Source organism: Fibrobacter sp. HC4 (genome assembly GCF_023373925.1).
Taxonomy (GTDB): Bacteria; Fibrobacterota; Fibrobacteria; order Fibrobacterales; family Fibrobacteraceae; genus Fibrobacter.
Map to the genome: position 1 here is coordinate 56,308 of NZ_JALCZV010000003.1, position 20,109 is coordinate 76,416.

At 49.3% G+C, this 20,109-nt stretch carries 12 protein-coding genes; 8 read left to right on the plus strand and 4 right to left on the minus strand.

Translation table 11 applies throughout. The annotated features are described in order from the left end of the window. The first annotated feature begins 42 nt into the window (after positions 1-42). Both dnaE and MMG03_RS02635 read left to right on the plus strand, forming a co-directional pair. Positions 43-3,912 carry a DNA polymerase III subunit alpha gene (dnaE, locus tag MMG03_RS02630; protein WP_073234126.1) on the plus strand — a complete coding sequence of 1,290 codons (3,870 nt, stop codon included), beginning with the start codon at positions 43-45 and terminating at the stop codon, positions 3,910-3,912. Beyond that, positions 3,899-5,053 (plus strand): lipid-A-disaccharide synthase, encoded by a 1,155-nt coding sequence (locus MMG03_RS02635; protein WP_249505571.1) that lies wholly within the window; start codon positions 3,899-3,901, stop codon positions 5,051-5,053. Before dnaE ends, MMG03_RS02635 begins: the two co-directional genes overlap by 14 nt. Here the strand turns inward: MMG03_RS02635 and mutL are convergent. Continuing rightward, positions 5,021-6,931, minus strand: a complete 1,911-nt coding sequence (gene mutL / locus MMG03_RS02640; RefSeq protein WP_249505572.1) for a DNA mismatch repair endonuclease MutL — start codon at positions 6,929-6,931, stop codon at positions 5,021-5,023. The two genes, MMG03_RS02635 and mutL, sit on opposite strands and share 33 nt — an antisense overlap. Positions 6,932-7,042: 111 nt before the next feature. Here mutL and MMG03_RS02645 point away from each other — a divergent pair, with 111 nt between their 5' ends. After that, positions 7,043-8,341, plus strand: a complete 1,299-nt coding sequence (locus MMG03_RS02645) for a hypothetical protein (protein WP_249505573.1) — start codon at positions 7,043-7,045, stop codon at positions 8,339-8,341. 696 nt (positions 8,342-9,037) lie between these two features. After that, positions 9,038-9,295, plus strand: a complete 258-nt coding sequence (locus MMG03_RS02650; RefSeq protein ID WP_139258150.1) for a hypothetical protein — start codon at positions 9,038-9,040, stop codon at positions 9,293-9,295. A 155-nt stretch (positions 9,296-9,450) separates the two neighbouring features. On the opposite strand, the gene thrC is transcribed toward MMG03_RS02650, so the two are convergent. Next, positions 9,451-10,791, minus strand: coding sequence for a threonine synthase (gene thrC, locus MMG03_RS02655; RefSeq protein WP_073155999.1), 1,341 nt, complete (start codon positions 10,789-10,791; stop codon positions 9,451-9,453). A gap of 180 nt (positions 10,792-10,971) precedes the next feature. Here thrC and MMG03_RS02660 point away from each other — a divergent pair, with 180 nt between their 5' ends. The 4 genes from MMG03_RS02660 to MMG03_RS02675 all read left to right on the plus strand — a co-directional run bounded on the left by MMG03_RS02660 (position 10,972) and on the right by MMG03_RS02675 (position 16,595). Continuing rightward, positions 10,972-12,381: a hypothetical protein gene (locus MMG03_RS02660; protein ID WP_073156001.1), complete on the plus strand. Its 1,410-nt coding sequence runs from the start codon at positions 10,972-10,974 to the stop codon at positions 12,379-12,381. After that, complete coding sequence (locus MMG03_RS02665) at positions 12,381-13,619, plus strand: hypothetical protein (protein WP_101478784.1); 1,239 nt, start codon at positions 12,381-12,383, stop codon at positions 13,617-13,619. The genes MMG03_RS02660 and MMG03_RS02665 overlap by 1 nt, the downstream gene beginning before the upstream one ends. A 24-nt stretch (positions 13,620-13,643) precedes the next feature. Next, entirely contained in the window at positions 13,644-14,885 is a 1,242-nt protein-coding gene (locus tag MMG03_RS02670; RefSeq protein WP_073234113.1) for a DUF4912 domain-containing protein, read from the plus strand. Between the two features lie 108 nt (positions 14,886-14,993). Next, positions 14,994-16,595 carry a glycoside hydrolase family 57 protein gene (locus tag MMG03_RS02675; protein ID WP_249505574.1) on the plus strand — a complete coding sequence of 534 codons (1,602 nt, stop codon included), beginning with the start codon at positions 14,994-14,996 and terminating at the stop codon, positions 16,593-16,595. Here the strand turns inward: MMG03_RS02675 and MMG03_RS02680 are convergent, their stop codons facing one another. Continuing rightward, the gene (locus MMG03_RS02680) at positions 16,596-18,236 is read right to left on the minus strand and encodes a hypothetical protein (protein ID WP_249505575.1); all 1,641 of its coding nucleotides are present in this window, start codon (positions 18,234-18,236) and stop codon (positions 16,596-16,598) included. Between the two features lies 1 nt (position 18,237). Further along, the gene (locus MMG03_RS02685; RefSeq protein ID WP_249505576.1) at positions 18,238-20,100 is read right to left on the minus strand and encodes a UbiD family decarboxylase; all 1,863 of its coding nucleotides are present in this window, start codon (positions 20,098-20,100) and stop codon (positions 18,238-18,240) included. Positions 20,101-20,109: the final 9 nt, after the last annotated feature.

Here is a 20,109-nt window from a genome sequence, read left to right on the forward strand (position 1 = left end):
TTCCTTCGCGAAAGGGGAGGCTGCTTTTTTTATATTGCGGCTATGGCTTTTGTACATCTTCAGACCCATTCCGAATTTTCTGTTCTTCAGGCATCTGCCCGTCTTGATGATATTCTTGCTGCCGCAGCAAAAGATAACGCACCGGCTATCGCCCTTACCGACCATGGTGCCATGTTTGGTATTCTGGAATTCCAGACTCGTGGACAGGGGCTTAACAAAAAACGCAAGGGTGACGGCCAGCCTCCTCTGAAAACTCTGTACGGATGCCATGTCTATATTGATACCCCCAGCGCAACCAGCAAGGATAACCTGACATATGAACGCCTGACCCTTCTGGTTGAAAATGAAAAAGGGTATTATAACCTGCTCCGTATCGTCAGTTACCGTTACGAAGATGGTGACCGCTGGGCTGAAATTCCTTCTGTTCCCCTAGAGACGGTGGAAGAGTTCAAGGAAGGTATCATTGCCATCGCAGGTGACTTTTTCAGTAAGTACGGTCAAAGTGTTGCCGCAGGTCGTAATTCCGTTGCCCGCGAATACATGGAAAGTCTCGATAAGATTTTCGATCACGACCATCTGTATTTCGGGGTGTGCGATAACGGTGTTCCTCAACAAAAATTGGTAAACGATTTTACGGTTCAGCTGGCAAATGAATTAGGCCGTGAGGTTGTGGCCGTAGGTGATGTCCACTACATCAACAAGGAAGATGCCCAGGCTCATAAAATCCTTCGTTGCATTTCTACAAAGACGACTTTGAATGATGCCGGTGACAAGAGATTCCCTACCGATGGATTCTACTATCAGACCGAAGAAGAAATGGTGGCCAAGTTTGGCCATATTCCCGGTGCCATCGAAAATACCGTAAAGATTGCAGAACGTTGTAACTATACCGTCAAGACCGGTATCGGTGATGAATTCTGGCCTCGATTTGCCATTCCCAAGGACTTCCTGGAAGGTGAAGAATATCAGAACATCAAGGCCATCATGAAAGCCGAATACGATGCGGAATATCCCGTAGTTCGTGAACGCGAATTGAAGGGCGTCATCAAGGACAAGAAGAAAAAAGTCCAGGAACAGTATTGTGCCGAAAAGGGAATCGAACCTGACGCTCTAACTGATGATGACAAGGCTGAAATTGATCGTCTGTCGGCTCCCGAATTCTTTAACGAAGATGATAACAAGGCTTGGGACAAGGCTGTTCATCGCTGGTGTAAGCCGGGCTCTGACTCTGACATTTATATCATCCATCTTTGTAATGGCTTCTTGAAGTGGCGCTTCCCCGAAGAAAATTTCAAGTTTCCCGAACACACGACGGACGTGGGCGCCCGTATGTACAAGGAGCTGAACTGTATCCGAAACATGAACGTGGCTGGCTACCTGCTCATTGTGTGGGACTTCATTAACTGGGCCCGTAACAACGGTATTCCCGTGGGCCCGGGTCGTGGTTCTGCTGCAGGTTCTCTTGTTACCTACATCATCGGTATTACGGACATTGACCCTCTAAAGTTTGACTTGCTCTTTGAACGATTCCTGAATCCGGAACGTGTGTCCATGCCCGATATCGATACGGACTTTGCCGACCGTGACCGTGGCCGCGTGATTGATTACGTGACCCAGAAGTACGGCAAGGAATGCGTGGGCCAGATTATTACTTACGGTATGCTGAAGTCCAAGGCGGTAATTACGGACGTGGCCCGTGTTCTTGGAATTGCTCCTGCCGATGCCAAGGCGGTTACGAAACTGTTCCCCCAGCGTACTTTGAACTTCAGTTTGAAGCAAGCCTGGACCGGTAAGGACAAGAAGGGTAACAACCTGGAAGATGATTATAGCCCGGAACCGCTGCAGGCTCTGATCAAGTCCCGCGCCATGTATCAGACCCTTTGGGATACGGCTCTGATGTTGGAAGATTTGCCCCGTCAGACAGGCGTTCACGCTTGCGGCGTTGTGATTACGCCGACCCCCATTTATAACTTGGCTCCCCTTTATCGCGCCGCCCCCGAAGATACTCCGGTGGTGATGTACGATAAGCATTACGCAGAAGACATCGGCCTTCTGAAAATGGACTTCCTTGGTCTGATCAACTTGTCCATCATTCAGGATACGGTCCGAATGGTCAAGCAGAATCGCCAGATTGAAGTGGACATGAGCCATATCCCTCTGGATGACAAGGCGACCTTCGACCTTTTGAGTAAGGGTATGACCACTACGGTGTTCCAGTTCGAATCTCCGGGTATGCAGAAATACCTCCGTGAACTGAAGCCCAACCGTATCGGTGACTTGATCGCTATGAACGCCCTGTATCGTCCGGGTCCTATCGATCAGATTCCCCACTTTATTGCCCGTAAGCTGGGTAACGAAGAAATCGACTGTTACCATCCGGACTTGGAAGAAGTTCTGGGTGAAACTTACGGCGTTATCGTGTATCAGGAACAGGTGATGAAGCTTGCCCAGATTCTGGGTGGCTACACGCTGGGTGGCGCTGACAATATCCGCCGTATCATGGCCAAGAAGATGCCCGAGAAGATGGCTAAGCTTGAACCGGAATTCTTCGAAAAGTGCGTTAACAAGGGCTACGACAAGGCCATGATTCAGAAGGTCTGGAACGCCGTGCTTCCCTTCTGCGGATACGCCTTTAACAAGAGCCATGCTGCTGCCTACGCTTACGTTGCCTATCAGACCGCTTACCTGAAGACCCATTACGGCCCCGAATACATGGCCGCATCCATGACTTCCAAGATGGGTAAGACCGAAGATATCGTGACCATCATTTTGGAATGTAAACGCCTGGATATTGAAGTGGTTTCGCCTAATATCAACGCTTCTGTGGGTGAATTTATCGCTAATGAAAAAGGTCAAATTTTATTTGGCCTTGCAGGTATCCGCAATGTGGGTTCCGCTGTTGTGGAAGACATCGTTGCAGAACGTGAACGTGGCGGCAAGTATACCGATCTGTTCAGTTTCTGCAAACGCGTTGTAGAATATCAGGCTTCCCAGAAAGAAAAACGCCCGCCCATGAACAAACGCCTGATTGAAAGCCTTGTGATGGCTGGTGCGTTGGACGATTTCCCTGGAAGCCGCGCCGCCTTGATGGCCTCTGTAGACAAAGCTATGGACGTGGCTGCGAAAAAGCAGGAAGACCGTGACCGCGGTCAGATTTCCCTGTTCGATATGGGCGGTGGCGAACCGGCTATGGATAGTTCCGCCGAAGTTCTTGAAGAAGCGGAAGAATGGACCGCCATGGAAATGCTCAACAAGGAACGGGATATTCTGGGCTTGTTCCTGTCGGGCCACCCGCTGGATGAATTCCGTCCGGAACTTCAGGGCTTTAGCACCTGTTCCCTGGCTGAAGATGAGCTGAGCCATCATGTGGGTGATGCCGCCGTGGCCGTTGGCGGTGTGGTCATCAAGTTGAAGTCCATCGAAACGAAGAAGGGCGATACCATTGGTGTTGGCACCATTCAGGATTTCCACGGAGACCTGGATGTCTTCTTCAAGAAGGATATGTGGGAACAGTTCCGCGATACCGTGACCATCGATGACCGCGTTCTGATGAAAGGCTCCCTGGAACCGCAACGAATGTCTGATGGCCTCCAGCTTGTTGTGCAGGAAGTCATTCAGTTGGATCGTGTCCGCTTCGATATGGTGAAATACATCCATATGGCCATTCTCTCGAACATGGTGGATGAAGAATTTGCCGAGAAACTGCAGGACTTGATGGAACGTAACGCCCCCTTCGTAGAAGAAGGAGAACGGGGTTGTGACCTGATTTGTCATGTGGAATCTGAATCTGGCAACGTACATGTGCTTGCTCTTAAAAAGAGCAAGGTGGTTTATTCTCCGGAACTTCTTGGAAAACTTCGTAAAGAACTCGGCGCTATCAAGGTGTGGGTTTCTAGCAATGCAAGAAGGTAAACCGTACATCCTTTTTTGTGCGGGTGAAGATTCTGGAGACTGCATTGGTGAAAGCCTAGTCTCTGCCTTTTTCAAAAAAGGGGCGCATCAGTTTGATGCCTTGGGCTCAGGTGGCCCCCGCATGCAAGGGGCGGGTCTGCGCGCTCTTGTGGAATATGAGGATTTGCCGGTATCCGGTTTTGGCGATGTGCTTCCTAAGTATCTGAAACTTCGTCGAGACTATAAGACTCTGGAAACGGTGTTGGCTAATCCTGCCTGCAAGGGGCTGGTGGCCATTGACTATCCCGGGTTCAACATGAAGCTAGTCCAGCTGGCGGGGCGTCTCGGAAAACCAAGCCTTTATGTGGCGCCGCCCCAGGTGTGGGCCTGGAAGGCGAAACGTGCCAAGCAGTTGGCGGTTGTTCCTCAGACACGACTGGCTGTGTTTTTTGAATTTGAGAAAGCCCCTTATGAGATGGAAGGATGCTCCGTTTCTCGTTTGCGGCACCCTTTTGCAGAATCCACCCATGAAGAAGTGACGAACTCTTCCGAACAAAAAAATCTTCACGAAAAAATCCTGCTGATGCCGGGTAGCCGTAAGGGGCAGACTCTGCGCAATATTCCTGTTTTCCTGAAGATTGCATCGAAGTTCCAGGATCAAAATTTTGCTTTCGTCGCGGCCCGAAAAAGTTTGGTGGTCCTTATTCAAAACTGCCTAAACCGTTATTTCCACGGAAAGGTTCCCTCCTGGATTCAGGTGGTCGAGGCTCCCTCTCTGCCCCAGGAACGGTGTGCTTTCTATAGAAATTCCCAGGGGGCGATTTCTGCTCCGGGAACGGCTACCTTGGAACTTGCCTTGTCCGGGGTTCCCCTGGTCGTCTGTACCAAGCCGGATGCATTGACCTATGCCCTAGGGAAACGTCTTGTCAGGACGTCCTATTTTTCTCTCCCTAATATTGTTTTATCGCAAGCGAGTACTGCTGAATTTATAAAGTACCGTTGGAATGATTCGTCTTACGAACAGGCCGCCGAAGCCTTAAAGTCGGCCATGTCATTACGCGAAAAAAAATCCGCAAAACTGGAATCAGAATTGCGGAATAATTTGTCTGAAGGACTGTCGTCAGAACAGTTAATGTCTGAATTTCTTGCTCAGTTCTTCTAATGTCAAACGCATCAGGGTCGGCGTTCCGTAGGGGGATTTCAACGGTTCGTCGGTGGTCATGAGCTGGCCCATCAATGTGGCCATTTCTTCAGGTTTCAACTTGTCTCCAGCCTGGTAGGCGTTGGTCTTTGCCCAGGCCTTGGCGATAATGTCTTGCACCTTTACCATGTCGCCTTCGCTGTTGCCGTCGATGCTGTCCAGAAAGTCTCGTACCGCCTTGATGGCTCGTGACAGCGGCAATGCGCTGGGGATAGAACGGATCTGGTAAGTGTCTCCGCCAAAGTGTTCGATGTAAAAGCCCAACTGCTGGAACTGGCTTTCGACAGAACTGAGAACCTGGGCCTCGATCTTGCTGAGTTCCAGATGTTCCGGGAACAGAAGTTCCTGGCTGTCCAGGGCGGAACCGTTTCGCAAAGTCTCCAGAGCCTGTTCGTACAGGATGCGGGAATGGGCGGCATGCTGGTCGATGATGAGCAAGCCGTTGACGTCTTCGCCGGCAATGTAGGTGTTGGCGATCTGGAAAAAGGCAGGGGGATTCCAGACGGGAGGAGCCTTGACCTCGGCCTTCTTCTCTGTTTCCAGGGAGATGACCTTTCCTGCTTCGGGGGTGCTGAACAAGTCCTGGTTCAAGTCGTCTTCGCGCTGTTGCTTTACCGGCTTAGGAGAAATCCAGGGCTTGCTGAACGAAGGGGGCGTGTAAGAGGGCGTGTAAGGCTGCTTAGGGCCAGGATCCTTGAAACTTGTAGGGGGTGTGGGTTCGCTGACAGGTGCCGCAAACTGTAAGGGAGGGGCAAAGGAACTGGTCGGTGCCGCAGTCTCCGCAAACGAAGACGCTGCGGGGGCGGGCGAACTCATTTCATCGCTCAAGTCGATAAACGGGGAATTTGCTTCCATGTCCTGCTTGAACGTTTCACGGATGGCGTGGAGGACGACCAGAAAGACTAGGTTCCCGTTGGCAAAGCGGACTTCTCGCTTGGCCGGGTGAACGTTTACGTCGAACTCCATGTCGGGCATGTCCAGGAAGAGTACCGATACAGGTTTGCACTGGGCACCGTAAGGCTCGTAGGACTGGGTAACCGCCTTGCTGACCATCTTGCTTTCGATGGGGCGGTTGCGGATGAACAAATACTGGTTGTTGCGCTTGCCGTTTGTTTCGGTCGTGGGGGAGACAAAGCCTGTGACGTGGATGCCTGCTTCGGTGTAGTCCACGGGGAGCAGTGCCTTTGCAATTTTAGAACCGATGGCTTCGGCGATTCTGCTTCGGAGCTCTCCGGGGACGCCTGTAAATACGGATTTGCCTCCAACCTTATAATCGAAGCGGATCTCCGGGTGGGCGATCGCTGTCTTAAGGATGACGTCAAAAATTCGAGTGCTTTCTGAAGTTTCGCTACTCAGGAACGTTCGACGGACTGGAGTGTTGTAAAAAAGATCTTCTACCAGGAAGGTTGTTCCGCGACTTGCCTGAATATCCTGTTTTTCTACCAGTTCGCCTCCTTTAAGAATGAGACGTCCGCTTTCGCCATCGTCTGTGGCGCTGGTGATTGTCAGCTTAGAAATGGCGGCGATTGAAGCCACGGCTTCGCCTCGGAAACCGTTTGTTCTTAGATGAAAAAGATCGTCGGCATTGTTTAGTTTAGATGTAGTATGCCTCAGGTAGCAGATGTCCAGGTCGGCGCTGCTCATGCCCTTCCCGTTGTCCGAAACCTGGATTTTTTTCTTTCCGCCTTCTTCGATAGTGACTTGAATACGGGTGGCTCCCGCATCAATTGCGTTCTCGATGAGTTCCTTTACAGCGGATGCCGGACGCTCAATAACTTCACCTGCAGCGATTTTATTGATGATTTCGTCTGGCAAAAAGTGGATTTCGGCGGTTTTCATGCCCAAAATATAGCCATTTGTGTGATGAATCTTGTTTTTTTTGCTAATTTAATGGAACCAACTGGAATTTTGTGCATCTAGTCGAAAGAAACCACTGGAGAGAGGTTAAAAGTGCTTTCAAATCTATTTTTGCAGTTTACTCATATCGAACTGTTGATTTCCTATCCTGTGAAGGATATTCTTACGCTCGTTAAGCGGGACTCTCGCTTTAACGTGAAGATGCTTAATGACATCTACTTTGAAGATTCCTTCGTAGATGAAAGTGCACATCGCCTGGTTATGAACAATGTGGTGAGCTGGCTGTACGAACGCGGTGAAAATCCGGATACCTTCGTTCAGCGCATCATCGACCGCTGCGCCGCCTTCGAAGCTGTTCCGGCTCGTAGCGTGCTCCGTTCCTACCTCCCGTACGTTTCCCAGTTCTACGCTACCGAAGATGTCCGTCAGCTCTGCCTCGACATCATTCCCAAGCGTTATCCGCTTTTGAACGAATCAAAGTTCCTGCGTCGTGAACTCGTTGATGGCAACCGCAAGGAATACTTCTCCTTCCGCTTTGACTCTCCGGGTGTTCTGGTGACCAATCCCATGCGCTGGTTTATCGGCCTCGTCCAGATAGGCCCCATCCTCCTGAACACTCCGGCTTACGAACACATTGAGTTCAAGGCTGCACAGACCTCCTTCATTGAAGCTCTTGAAAACCGTGCCACCGCAGAAATGCGCGATGATGGCTTTATCTACGTTTCTGGTATCAAGGTCGGTAAGTACATGACCTTTGGCGACTGCCTGTCCGAGTACGGACTGGAATGGGAAGTCGAAGCCGAAACTAAGATGGCTTGTATCAAGGCTATCGAAGACGTGGTGGACGAAAAGACTGGTGCTGTACTGATCCACAAGGGCTGCTACTACGGCTGTCCGGCAAGTGTGGTCTTCCTTGACTATAAGGCAAACGTTGTTGCACCGGAGCCTTTCAACAAGCTGATGAGCGCTGTTGTTAAGCAGGAATTTGATTCCTGGCAGCCCATCCAGCGCGCTCAGGAACAGCTCCTGGATGCCATGAACGACTCCGTGACCATTATCTACTACAAGAGCGATGATTCCATTTCTGTGAACAGCAAGCACTTGATGCGTAACGTTCCTGCTCGAATCCTCCGCAACTTGCTTCGCGAATATACTGCTACCGGTCGTGAAGAATACGAAAACCGTGAATTCAAGCGAGATCCGGCAATCTGCATGGATCCGCTGCGCCCCAACTTTGAAAGCCGTCTGAACCGCGTGATTGCTCACATTAACGGTTCTGATGATCCGGATAAGCCGACTGAAGGCGTTAAGAAGTTCTTCGAAATTGAACGTCATCGCCGCGGCGGTTTCCGCTTTGTTCCGAAGTGCAAGATTATTTTCCGCGAAGAATAATCCTGTAGCGTAAACGATTCTTAAAATAAGCCGTGTACGACTAGTTTGTTGGAAACGGCTTATTTTTTATTGCAGTAAAGATGACTGAAAAATTATGCTTATTCTTAATAATTTTATGTAATTAAAAGTAAGATAATTGGTAGTTCTCTACTGCATAAAGAATGGTATATTTAGAATCGTGAACGGGAAAAGGGTAAATCCTCAAACAACTCTATCATTGCTCCCCTCCTGGTAAGTTCAAGGTTCCGGATTCCGCTCATATTTTCTCCTTCTTAGGAAAGGGTTCCCTTCGGGGAGCCCTTTCTTTTCTTTTGGACAAAAGGTCCAAAAGAGAAGCTTGTTCTTCGCCTCGGTCCTGTGAGTCCGCAAGCGACCTCCCGCGACACTCGGCTGGTACGTATATTGGGAATTTTTTTTAACATTGCGCTCGTTTTTGTGTTTTTCTGGAAATGAATGTATTTTGGGTGCGTATAGGAGGATCATTATGCGAGTTTTTTTTGTTCGCTTTTCTTTTTGTTTCGTTGGTTTTTGCTCATGAGCAGAATGCGGTTGGGAGGAATGGACCATCTGTTTATCCCTCCGCAAAAGACACTTTGACGGATGAACAGGTGTTGGAACTCCCGCCAATGGACTGGAGCATTGATAGTACGGAAATTTATCGTCAGCTGGTTTTGAACGAAATTCCCGAAGCCCGCTATGGCCAGAATGTTTTTGGTATCTTTGGTTGCTTCTGTTCCGCTGTTGCTTGTTGGTGGCCCGATTTTAGGGTATAATATCTATTACTTGAATGAACATCGTGCTCATGCTAGACAACTTGATGAGTATTTGAAATCTGAAAATGCCTACAAGCGTCGTAGGGCTGCCGGAAATCCTAATGCAGTTAGTGTCAGTATTGTTCCTACCATAGACTTTGCTCATGCTGGTGGTGGAATGAATTTAATGGTGGCATTTTGATTCATCTATAGTGCGGTCTTTTTGCAACGTCTTTAGATAGAAAAGCCCCGGATTTTCTCCGAGGCTTCTTCAATTTTATTGTGTTGCGCGGAACCGGTCCGCGAAAAATTAGCGCTTTACTAAGCGCCATTTGCTCGGACTTTGTCCTTCGCCAATTAGCGCTTACGAGCAGCCATCTCTTTCTTCAGGATATCCATGACAGGGCCGATTTCGGCGGGAGCCTTGAAGATGGGGTTTGCGTACTTGCTGCAGATGCCTTCCAGCTTCTGTTCGTGGTAGCCCACCTTGAATTCGGTGAATTTCAGGCCGTGAGCGGTGCTGATGACAACAACGTCTTCGTCCTTGTCGATCTTGCCTGCTGCGCAGAGTTTTTCCAGGGCGCCGAGAGCCACGCCAGTGTGGGGGCAGCAGTACAGACCGATGCGGTCGCCGCGGTGTGCTGCGTTTGCCAGTTCTTCTTCAGAGACGCTGACCACCATACCGTTGGTCTTCTGGATAGCGCGAACTGCCTTGGGGTAGCTGACCGGGTTGCCGATCTGGATGGCGGAAGCGAGAGTCTTCTTGGCCTGCATGGGAACCAGCTGGTCGAAACCGCGTTCGTAAGCCTGGTAGAAGGGATTTGCGTTTTCGGCCTGAGCCACGATAATGCGAGGAATGCGGTCGATGAGGCCCATTGCCTTGCAGTCTTCGAAGCCCTTGGCCAGAGCGGAAACGTTACCCAGGTTGCCGCCCGGAATGATTACGGTGTCGGGAACCTTCCAACCCATTTCCTGGCAGATTTCCGGAGAGATGGTCTTCTGACCTTCTACGCGGAGGCTGTTCATGGAGTTGGCGAGATAAATGCGGTTGTCCTTGGTGACTTCCTGAACGATCTTCATGCAGCCGTCGAAGTCGGTGTCAAGAGCCAGAACGATGCTGCCGTTGGAGATGGGCTGGATCAGCTGAGCAACGCTGGTCTTGCCGGCGGGCAGGAACACGATAGAGGGAATGCCTGCCTTGGCGCAGTAAGCGGAAAGGGCTGCAGAAGTATCACCGGTAGAAGCGCAAGCGACGGCGTCAATCGGGTGAATGTTCTTCTTGATGATGTGGTTCACCTGGCTTACCAGAACGGTCATGCCCAGGTCCTTGAAGGAACCGGTGTGGGAGTTGCCGCAAAGCTTGACCTTCAGGCTCTTGATGCCCAGTTCCTTGGCGATGGGAGCGGCGTCGAACAGCGGGCTCCAACCTTCGCGCATGGTGACGATGTCTTCCACCGGCATATCGGGGAGAACCATTTCGCGCTTGCTCCAGATACCACTCTGGTCAGCCGGTTCAAAGCTCATGCGGCGTTCGGCAAACAGCTTCTTCCATTCTTCGGGGCTGCGTTCTGCCAGGGCCTTGCGGTCGTGTTCCACTTCCAGCAGGCTGTTGTCGACTTTGGAACGGTAAATAACGTCGGTTACCGGGTAGGTATCGTCGCCGTTGATGTTTCTAAAATGAGCGTTGAACTGAGTCATAATTTCCTCTAAATTTTAACGTATGCAAATTTAACAAATATTTGGTGCTGCGTACAGGATGTAGCCCCTTTATGGGTGCCTTGTATCGTTAGATGTTCTTATTTGCTTACCCTAAACTTGCTATATTTGGTCACGAAGTTTTAATAACCGATGTTATATAGATTGTATTCGGAGTTCCGAGTGAAAAAGAGAAAAAGCATTTTTGTTAGCGGATTGTTGGGTGTTCTTGCCCTTGTCTTGACGTCCTGCCTTTTTGAATCTGACGATAATGGGTTGAATAGCTGGTTGTCTGACCACGGAATGCCTTCTTCCTATAAGGTCAAGACTTTGAGCGTTGATGGCCTGTCCCCGGTGGCTTTCGAAACTTTTTTGGATACCTCTGCCCATTCAGCCAATACTTATGGCGTTCTGGGAAAACAGTCTAACCTGGTTCATGATCTGGTTTTTGATTTCGCTTTCCACAACAAGGAATTCTTTGCTGATTTGTATAAGTCGGATTCTGCAGCTTCCTTTATTGCGCTGTATCCCTTGCTTGAATTCTACAACAACAAGAATTTCCCGAAGGATTCCCTGCCGCTGAAGGAAAAATTGAACCTTGATGTCAGCTGGATTCTGCACAAGGGTTCTTCTGAAAAGTTTGTGGACAGCATCGGTGGAGTCTCTGCTTCCGTATGGTACGAAAACCTGGCCAGCTGGAATGCCGATACTACCGTCGACACGACTTATTCCATTTCTTTGGGCAAGAAGGATACCGTGTTGAAGATCGACCTGCCGATTGCCCTTGTGGAACGTCTGAAGAAGGTCGGCCCTGCCTGCCGCTTGCAGCTCCGTCTTTCTGCACCGGAAGCTTCCAGAATCTATCGTTTCTACGGTGCAAGCTCCTCTAAGCATGCTCCGATTTGGCGTATAAGGACCTTGTCTGATTCTGCATACAAGGATTTCTATCCCTTCCGAATGGCTTCTCTGATTTCTAACCTGGAAGATGAGGATGCCCTTGTGCTGCATGGCGGTGTTTTTGACTCGTTGGTGGTGGAATACCCCTCTACAGAAATTCTCAAGGCACTGTCTGAATTTTATGGTGACGAGTTCCCGTTTGTGACGGGGGACAGCAACGACGTCCGTCAAGCTGTTATTCTTGCCCGTATGACGTTCGCCCGTGATGACTCCAAGGGGAGCAGTGAACTAGGACTTCCTATTCAGGTTGTGGTTGGCTCCTATGTGGATAGTGCAGACGGCCAGGTTCGTCGAATGGAAGAATACCGTCTGGATTCTGCAACCATCAAGGACCGTGGTCACCAGAACTTGATTTTCCACGAAGGGGATTCCTTGACCTTGCAGATTTCCTATGGCGTTCGTGATTTCATCAATAAGGCCAGCGATGGCAGAACGCTCAAGATGATGATTCGTATGGGTTATCCGTTCCTGCAGGAAAAGGATCCCACTTACCTGGATTACTACAACAAGACTACAAAGGATACTTCCTTCAGGTATCTGCCTTACATGGATTACGCCCGCTACGATTTTGGAACTTCTATGAAGAGTCCTGCAACGCTGAAACTTTGGTTGGCTACTAAGCGGGGGGATGAATAATGAAAAAGCTTATTAGTACACTTTGCGTTTTGACAGGACTGTCCTTTGGTTCCATGATCGGTATGGATGCCCTGGGCGAAGAACAGGTTATGGGAGGAACAGCCTCCGCTGCTGGTCGTGGTTTTGCCGGCAATGCCAAAACGGGTGACGCCGAAGGCCTTTCTGTGGTGAACCCGGCCCGCCTTGCTTTCGATACCAAGGTTGTCTTCAACTTGAACTTCCTCCTGGAAATGGATGCCGCAAGTAACGACGGTGCCAGCTACATCGGCAGAAATCTTTCTATGCCCTCGTTCAATTTGTCTTTCCCCATGGGAGGCTTTGGCGCAATGGGCCTTTCTTTGTGGCAGCACTATGCCGCCACGATGAATGAAGAATATACGGATGATGATAAAAACACCGCGAAGATCGAGTACAAGGGTAGCGTGTATGAGCTGGTTCCCACTTATGCTCTTAGACTGCCTTTCCTGAGATCTATTTCTCTTGGTGGATCCGCTCACTTTGTTATGGGTAGCAACTCTCGCAGTCTAACCTTGAACACCGATACAGGTGACCTCGAAAAGAAGGATGTCTGGGGTGCTCGTGGTTATACCCTGACTGACTATGTCGAAGGCTCCTGGGAAGTTAAGGATCATCCGGCCTATTACACGATGGCATTGCAGTATCGTGGTCGTGTCGCATCCTATTTCTTCTCTTATACGACCGGTTACACCTTGTCGAATGCATTGGAATATGATTTCAGATTCAATGAAAACGACACTTTGGCAACCACCCATTATACTCGCGAAATTGACGTGCCGGCTATGTTTGCCACGGGTATCAACTACCGTCTGAACAAGCGCCACAATGTCATGTTCGACCTGCAGTGGCGCGCCTGGGATAGCGAAATTGAAAATCTTGCTGGCGGTTGGGACATGACAAAGGTTACCGATACCCAGAGTGATTTTATGGCATCGGTAGGTTATCAGTGTGATGGAAGTCCTTTGTTCTATGACCCGTATTGGACACGTATCAATTATCGCGTAGGTGCATGGTACAAGAGCTGGTACATTAAGGATGTTTATGAAGCAGGGGGCTCTCTGGGAGCAGGTTTCCCCCTGGGCCGCAAGGGAACGACTTTAGATTTGGCGTTCCAGGGTGGCATGCGATTTGCTGACTCCAATAACGAATGGGACGAAACGTTCTTTGCCATTCGAATTGGATTGACCGGTATTGGAAACTGGGGTCAGACTCGCAGATAGAAGTGTTTATGAAGGAGGCCGAAAATGGCAATTAAGAAAGAAACAGAAGTAAAGTCTAAGATCAAGAGCGCTGTGAAGAGCGTTGCTGAAAAGACTGCTGAAGTAGTTAAGAAAACTCGTACGACCAAGAAGGCTGCAGGGGAAAAGGCTGCCTCCAAGGCTACCGTCGATACCCTGAAGGAAGCTGAAGCCAAGGCTGAAAAGGTCGTGGCAAAGGTTTCCAAGGTGGCAAAGGCTGCTGCAACTAAGGTGAAGGCTGTTAAGGCTTCCGTTAAGGCAGAAAAGACTGAAAAGACTGAAAAGGCTACCAAGACTACCAAGGCTGCAACCGCCAAGACCGCTGCAAAGACTACTAAGGCCACTGCAAAGACCGCTAAGGCAACTAAGGCTGCCGCAGAAAGTGTAAAGGCCAAGGCCGCTTCTGCAGAAGTTGAAAACGCTTCTGAAAAGTCTGCTGACGTTGCTTCCATGGCTCAGTCCTTTGACGCTGAATACCTGGTTCTCATGCAGAAGGATCCTAACTGGATGCATGCCTTCTGGGAAGTTTCCGAAAACCGTATCAAGCAGGCCAAGAAGGGCAAGAGAAAGCTGGTCCTCCGTTTGTTCGACATTGCTTCCGACCTGACTGTCCAGCGTAGCAAGAAGCGCAAGTTCCGCGATATCGAAGTTCCTGCTGATGCTCGCAGCTGGTACGTGGAAAATCCGTCCAACAAGTCCTGCGTCGCCGTTCTTGGCGCTGTTCAGGGCAACAACTTTATGCCTATCGTGGAATCTGCTCCGGTCATGACTTTCGACAAGTCTGCAGCAGCTCCCGCTTCTGATGATGCTTTTGCCAAGGCTTCCCTGGGCGGCAATACTCTGGGCAACTTCATGAGTTCCGGCTTCTCTAGCCAGACTGCTGAATCCTGGCTCAAGTCCTTGAGCGAAAACTTTGGTAGCTCCTCTGAATCCATGTTCTCTGGCGCACTTTCCAGTGCTGCCCTCCAGAGCAACGGTTCTCTTTCCATTGCCGCTCCTAAGGATTCCGTTAGCTACGGTAAGGATTTCTTCCTGTGGGTAAAGACTCGTCTCATCGTTTACGGTGGCACTCGTCCCGACGCCCATCTCCAGGTTCGCGGCGAAGACTTCCCCCTGAATCCGGATGGAACCTTCAGCTTTGAAGAAGACCTGCCCGATGTGACCAAGGTTATTCCTGTCTTTGCTACCGATAAGGATGGCGATTTCCCCACAACAATCGTTCCTATCGTTGTAAAGCGCACGGAGTAAGCCTGCGGCTTAATTATGAATTAAGAAGTACGAATTATGAGATTTGTAACGGTGGTTTAGCCGCCTTATAAGATCTCGTAATTCATAACTTATAACTCGTACTTGTCTATGTCTGCTCCTGGTAAAATCCTCTTCTTGATGCACGCTCATTTGCCCTACGTGCATCATCCTGAATACGATCGTTTTTTTGAAGAAAACTGGCTTTTTGAAGCCATGGCAGAAACGTATCTGCCATTGGTTCAGGCTATGCGTCGTCTTCTGGAAAAGGGGGTTCCCGGGACTTTGAACTTGAGTGTTTCGGCACCGCTGATCGAGATGCTTTCCAATGAACGTCTCATAGATAAGTTTTCGGAACATCTCAACAAGCAGTTGGAACTCATTCAGAAAGAAGTTCGCCTTAACGAAGGTAAACCCCAGGAATCGTTGTCGAAGTTCTATCTGGAACGTCAGAAAACTTTGATTGATACGTGGGAACGCCGTATTAACCGTAACTTGCTGGGTGAATTTCTTGAACTGGAAAATGCGGGCAAACTGAATTTGCTGACCTGCGTAGGAACGCATCCGTTCCTGCCGGCATACCAGAGCGATCCTGAATCGATTCGTCTACAGTTAGATGTTTCTGTTAGATGTTTTGAAAGGGCCTTTGGCCGTAAGCCGCAGGGTGTATGGCTTCCGGAATGTGGTTATTTCCCGGGACTGGATAAGTACCTGGCTGAATACGGTATCCGCTATTTCTTCCTGGAAACTCACGGTGCCCTGCTTGCTTCTCCGCCTCCTAAGTATGGCGTTTTTACTCCGCTTAAAACCACTCAGGGCCTGTATTGTATGGGCCGCGAGCAGAAGAGCTCTATGGAAGTGTGGAGTCGCCGAACTGGTTATCCGGGGCATCCTGAATACCGCGAATTTTTTAAGGATATCGCTCAGGAACGTCCGAAGGATTATCTCGGGGATTATTTCTTTGCCGGTGAAACACCCATTGATTCCGGTTTTAAGTACAATCGAATTACGGGTTCCGAAAACAAGGAGCTTTATAGGCCTTGGAATGCCATGTGTCTGGCTCGCGATCATGCCCACCTTTTCGTAGTTAATCGCGAAACCACAATTTCTGAGTTGCTGGTGAACATGGAAGGAAATAAGGCTTGCATGCTTTGCCCCTACGATGCTGAACTTTTTGGCCATTGGTGGTTTGAAGGTCCCTTGTTCCTTGAAGCGATGCTGGAACGTGCCGCCTCGTCTAATGTGATTGAGTTTGCTGGTGCTGATCAGGTGATGACTTCGTCCGCAGATCCCGAAGTTCATGAACCGGCTTTTTCTAGCTGGGGTGAAGGAGGCTTTGGTTCCGTATGGATTAACGGCGAAACGGATCAGTATTATCCGCAGTCCTATCGTCTTCGCGCCATGATTCAGCATTTGAAATCTATTCAGGAACGAATGGGTGCCCTTGGTAAGAAGAACGGCAAATTGATGAACCGTTATATCAAGCAGATGGAACGTGAACTGATGCTGTTCCAGTCTTCTGACTGGGCTTTCATGATCCACAATCATTCTGCGGAAGGCTATGCCCGCCGCCGTCTTGATGAACATTACAACAATGGGCATGCCCTGTTTGCAGAAGCCTGCAAGGCTGTGCTCAAGAATTCTGATAAGCTGGCGCCTTCGTCTATCCTTCCCAAGTTGGAAAAGGATGACTGCATCTTTAGCTGGCTTTAATTAATAGATTATAATAAAATCCTTTGTTTTCCCGCTGTTTCCGACTCTAAAGCGGTAAACTCCTGGAGCCATCAACTCTCTCACTCGGGATTCCTCGAGGCAGAGTGTTGAACCTTCATATTTTTCTCGGGAAATCAGGTTTCCGCGACGATTGCGGATTTCTATGAAGTGCTTGTCGTGGGGGAGCGGGGTAAAGCACAGATAACCTTCTCGCCAGGGAACAGGATAGGCTCGCAGGGTAGAATCCTTGAGGACGGTGGGGAGGTACTCTTGACTATTGAAATTGCTAAAGATCCACGCGATAGAATCGATGCTTGAATTTGCCGAGGCTTGGGCGTAGAATAGATCTGCATCGTTGGTTGTCTTAAAATTCTCAATTTGAGCGGACTTTCCCTGGTAAGCGACTGCAGAAACCTGCCCCAGAAAATCTTCTAAAATGGGGGAGCCATTGCTGTAAAATTTATAGGCTAGGTCGTTGATCGCGGGCTTTACCGATTTGTTGTCGCCGTTGGTTTTTAACTGGATGTATGAGAATTCTGGCCACCTGGGTTCATCCTTGCAAATGAGTTCCGTGGAGTCTATGAATGTACTGCGGTTCCCTGCAAAAGAAAGTCTTGTCGCAAAGTCCTGAAACAAGGAATCTACAGAAAGTTTCTTTTGATCAATCACCGCTTTGAACTGTTCGGGGAAAAGCTTGTTGGGATTTTTCTTGTAGTTTTCCCATATGGCCTTGTCAATTTTCTTGTCGACGAAATTATAGAGGTAAATCAGTAGAATGCCTGCGCCGTAGGGTTGGCCCATTTGGTTAAGTGGCGTTCCTACCTTGGTTGACATGGAGGAAAGGTAGCTGAAGTAATCATCGATATCGGGGTTGGCGATTTCTTCGATTCCCGATGCTGATGCTTCGAACCAAAAGGTTTCCTTTGTGAAAGGGTGATACCCGAGTTGTATGGCGTGGTACAGTTCATGAATGACGGTAACCCGGATGCCTTCTTTCCAATGTTCGGCATAGGAGTAACCGTGAGCCTTGTTTTCGAACTCGACGGTGGGACGGGGGTAGACGCAACTTTGATTGTCTTTTGAAATGGTGTCGTAAGCAACCTGGAGGGAAGGCTGATGACGGAAATCGTTTTCAATCATCAATTCGCTCTCGTTATTTTCTTCGGGAGAATATGTTGCTCCATAGCATTCATTACAGATTTGCCCGAAAACGGAATGTGAATTTCTCACAAGAGAAATGTCCAAAATTTCAACGGGATAGAGCCCCTCTTTTACGGGTTTCTGATAATGATGCGTTTCTGAAATGCCTTGAGGGGGTTGCATCCCCATTTTTTCGGTGTGAAATTTCCGTGCTTCTTCCACATAACTCGCCAAGTAATCTACAAAGGCGGCTGTTGTTTTGTGGGGGCCAGAAAGGGTGTAGAAAATCTGGAAGTGGTCTGTCGTTCTTGTATAGACGCTGTCGTAGAGGTCTTCGCTGTTGCAGAGTGAAATTGATGTTGATTGAACAGACGGTTTTGCAAGGCTTTGACCATGACGATTTTTGATCATCAATTCTGTTCCGCAGACACTACGAGAATATGCAGATGTACAAAGCACCATTGCAATAAACAGAAGTGTTGCGATGTATCTAGCAATCATGTTAGAGTTCCTGCTTAAGAATTTCAGCTGCACGTTTTTTTATTTCGTTGGGAATCGTCAGACTTTTTTGGTGATGAGGTTTTACTCGGGCGTCTACGATTATCGGCGCATGGCAACCCCAATGTTTATTTTGTATGAAACTTTGTAGGCCGAATATATCACGGGCCGGGTCTGAACGGGTGAACGTTAACCACAAGAAGTCGGGTAGCTTGCTTCCATCCAGACGTTCGTTGTCGATTTCGGATACCTGGTCGACAATTGAAATCCAGGGATAATTCTCTCTAAACGCCCATTTGTCCAGGGCGGATTCCAGTTGCATGAAAATGGCTTCTCTTTCATTTTCGTCAAACGCAGGCGCTTGAATGATAAGAACTCCTGCCATGGGCATCTTGATAAGATTTCTTGACGTCTTTCCTTGTGAATTGGTAAATGCATCTGGTAACTGCAGAATTTCTATGTCCTGCATATCATGGCGAAGATTCCTACGCTTTTCTCCGGCGGCAGCCATAATCAATTTGGAACCGTGGTTTAAACGTCCTCCTGTATAGTCCAATGTGTCGATTGTGGTGGCGGTCTGGAAATGCAGATCTCTGCTGAAATCCAGGCGCTCCAGCACATGGGCAAAGAAGGCGGGTACATCGTTGACGTTCAGGTTGGCGTTGTCTTCCTTGGCGGCGATTAAAAGGTATTTGCTGAGACTTGCCTGGTTGAACCCTAAAATGGCGTTGGCGGTTTTCAGCAGCTCCATGGGTTCCCGCTCCTTGGCGTAGGGCACGAATCGTTCACTGGCCAATGCTAGGCAAAGGGGATGAACTCCGGCGTCATCTACAGCGTGAATGGCGTGAAGCCCCGGAATCGATGCGGGAACCATAGGCTTTGTTATCTGATGGATAAAGCTGCCGAAAAGAGTGTCTTCCTTGGGGGGCCTGCCTACGACGGTAAAGGGGTAGATGGCGTTCTTCTTGCAAAGGACTTTTTTTACCTTAAGACAGGGGAAATCATGTTTGTCGGAATAGTATCCGATATGGTCGCCGAAAGGTCCCTCGGGTTTCAGCTCCGGTTCCATTTCGCCAAGAATGCAGAAGTCGGCATCAGAAGAAATCAAGTAACCATCGTGAATGAAATACCGGAAACGTCTACCTCCTAGCATCCCTGCAAAAACCAGTTCAGAAAGGTTTTCGGGCATGGGCATGACTGCGGCTACAGTTTGCGCCGGAGTGCCGCCTATAAAGATGCTGACTTTAAGGGGGCGATTTTCTTCAATGGCTTTCCGGTGGTGTCTGGCGATGTCGCGCTTGATTTGATAGTGAAGGCCGCATTCTTCGTTGGGAACGTACTCGTTTCCGGAAATCTGGATTCGGTACATGCCGACATTGGTGGTCATGACGCTTGCGTTTTCGCTAGGGCGGGTCGCTACCTGCGGTAACGTAATGAAGGCGCCGCCATCCAAAGGCCAGCTCTTGATTTGCGGAAGGTCCGCCAGGGTACATTCTTCAAAATCCTTGATGGATCCGCTGCGGCGGGGGAGGGCATTAATGCCTGTGCAGGCCGCTCTCAGCAATTTGACCGGATTGGGGTTCTTGAAGAACTGGACGGGGTTAGATTTGAACTGGACTGCCGTCTGGGTTCCCTTTATGGTTTTGCGGAATAGGAAGTCCAATCTTTCCTGGGTCCCGAAAATATTGCAGGCCGCTCTAAAAGGGCTTCCCTTGACCTTCTCAAAAAGAAGGGCGGGACCATTGTTTTCAAAAACCTGGCGGGCAATTTCTGCCATTTCTAGATTAGGGTCCACTTCCTGGTGGATGCGCTTCAACATGCCGGCCTTTTCTAAGTCCAGCAGAGCCTGCTCAAGGGATTTGTACATGGGAACCCC

Coding starts and splice junctions, on each gene's coding strand:
- dnaE (WP_073234126.1), top strand. CDS start 43: ATGGCTTTTGTACATCTTCAGACCCATTCCGAATTTTCTGTTCTTCAG.
- MMG03_RS02635 (WP_249505571.1), top strand. CDS start 3,899: ATGCAAGAAGGTAAACCGTACATCCTTTTTTGTGCGGGTGAAGATTCT.
- mutL (WP_249505572.1), bottom strand. CDS start 6,931: ATGAAAACCGCCGAAATCCACTTTTTGCCAGACGAAATCATCAATAAA.
- MMG03_RS02650 (WP_139258150.1), top strand. CDS start 9,038: ATGGCCAGAATGTTTTTGGTATCTTTGGTTGCTTCTGTTCCGCTGTTG.
- thrC (WP_073155999.1), bottom strand. CDS start 10,791: ATGACTCAGTTCAACGCTCATTTTAGAAACATCAACGGCGACGATACC.
- MMG03_RS02665 (WP_101478784.1), top strand. CDS start 12,381: ATGAAAAAGCTTATTAGTACACTTTGCGTTTTGACAGGACTGTCCTTT.
- MMG03_RS02670 (WP_073234113.1), top strand. CDS start 13,644: ATGGCAATTAAGAAAGAAACAGAAGTAAAGTCTAAGATCAAGAGCGCT.
- MMG03_RS02675 (WP_249505574.1), top strand. CDS start 14,994: ATGTCTGCTCCTGGTAAAATCCTCTTCTTGATGCACGCTCATTTGCCC.
- MMG03_RS02680 (WP_249505575.1), bottom strand. CDS start 18,236: ATGATTGCTAGATACATCGCAACACTTCTGTTTATTGCAATGGTGCTT.
- MMG03_RS02685 (WP_249505576.1), bottom strand. CDS start 20,100: ATGTACAAATCCCTTGAGCAGGCTCTGCTGGACTTAGAAAAGGCCGGC.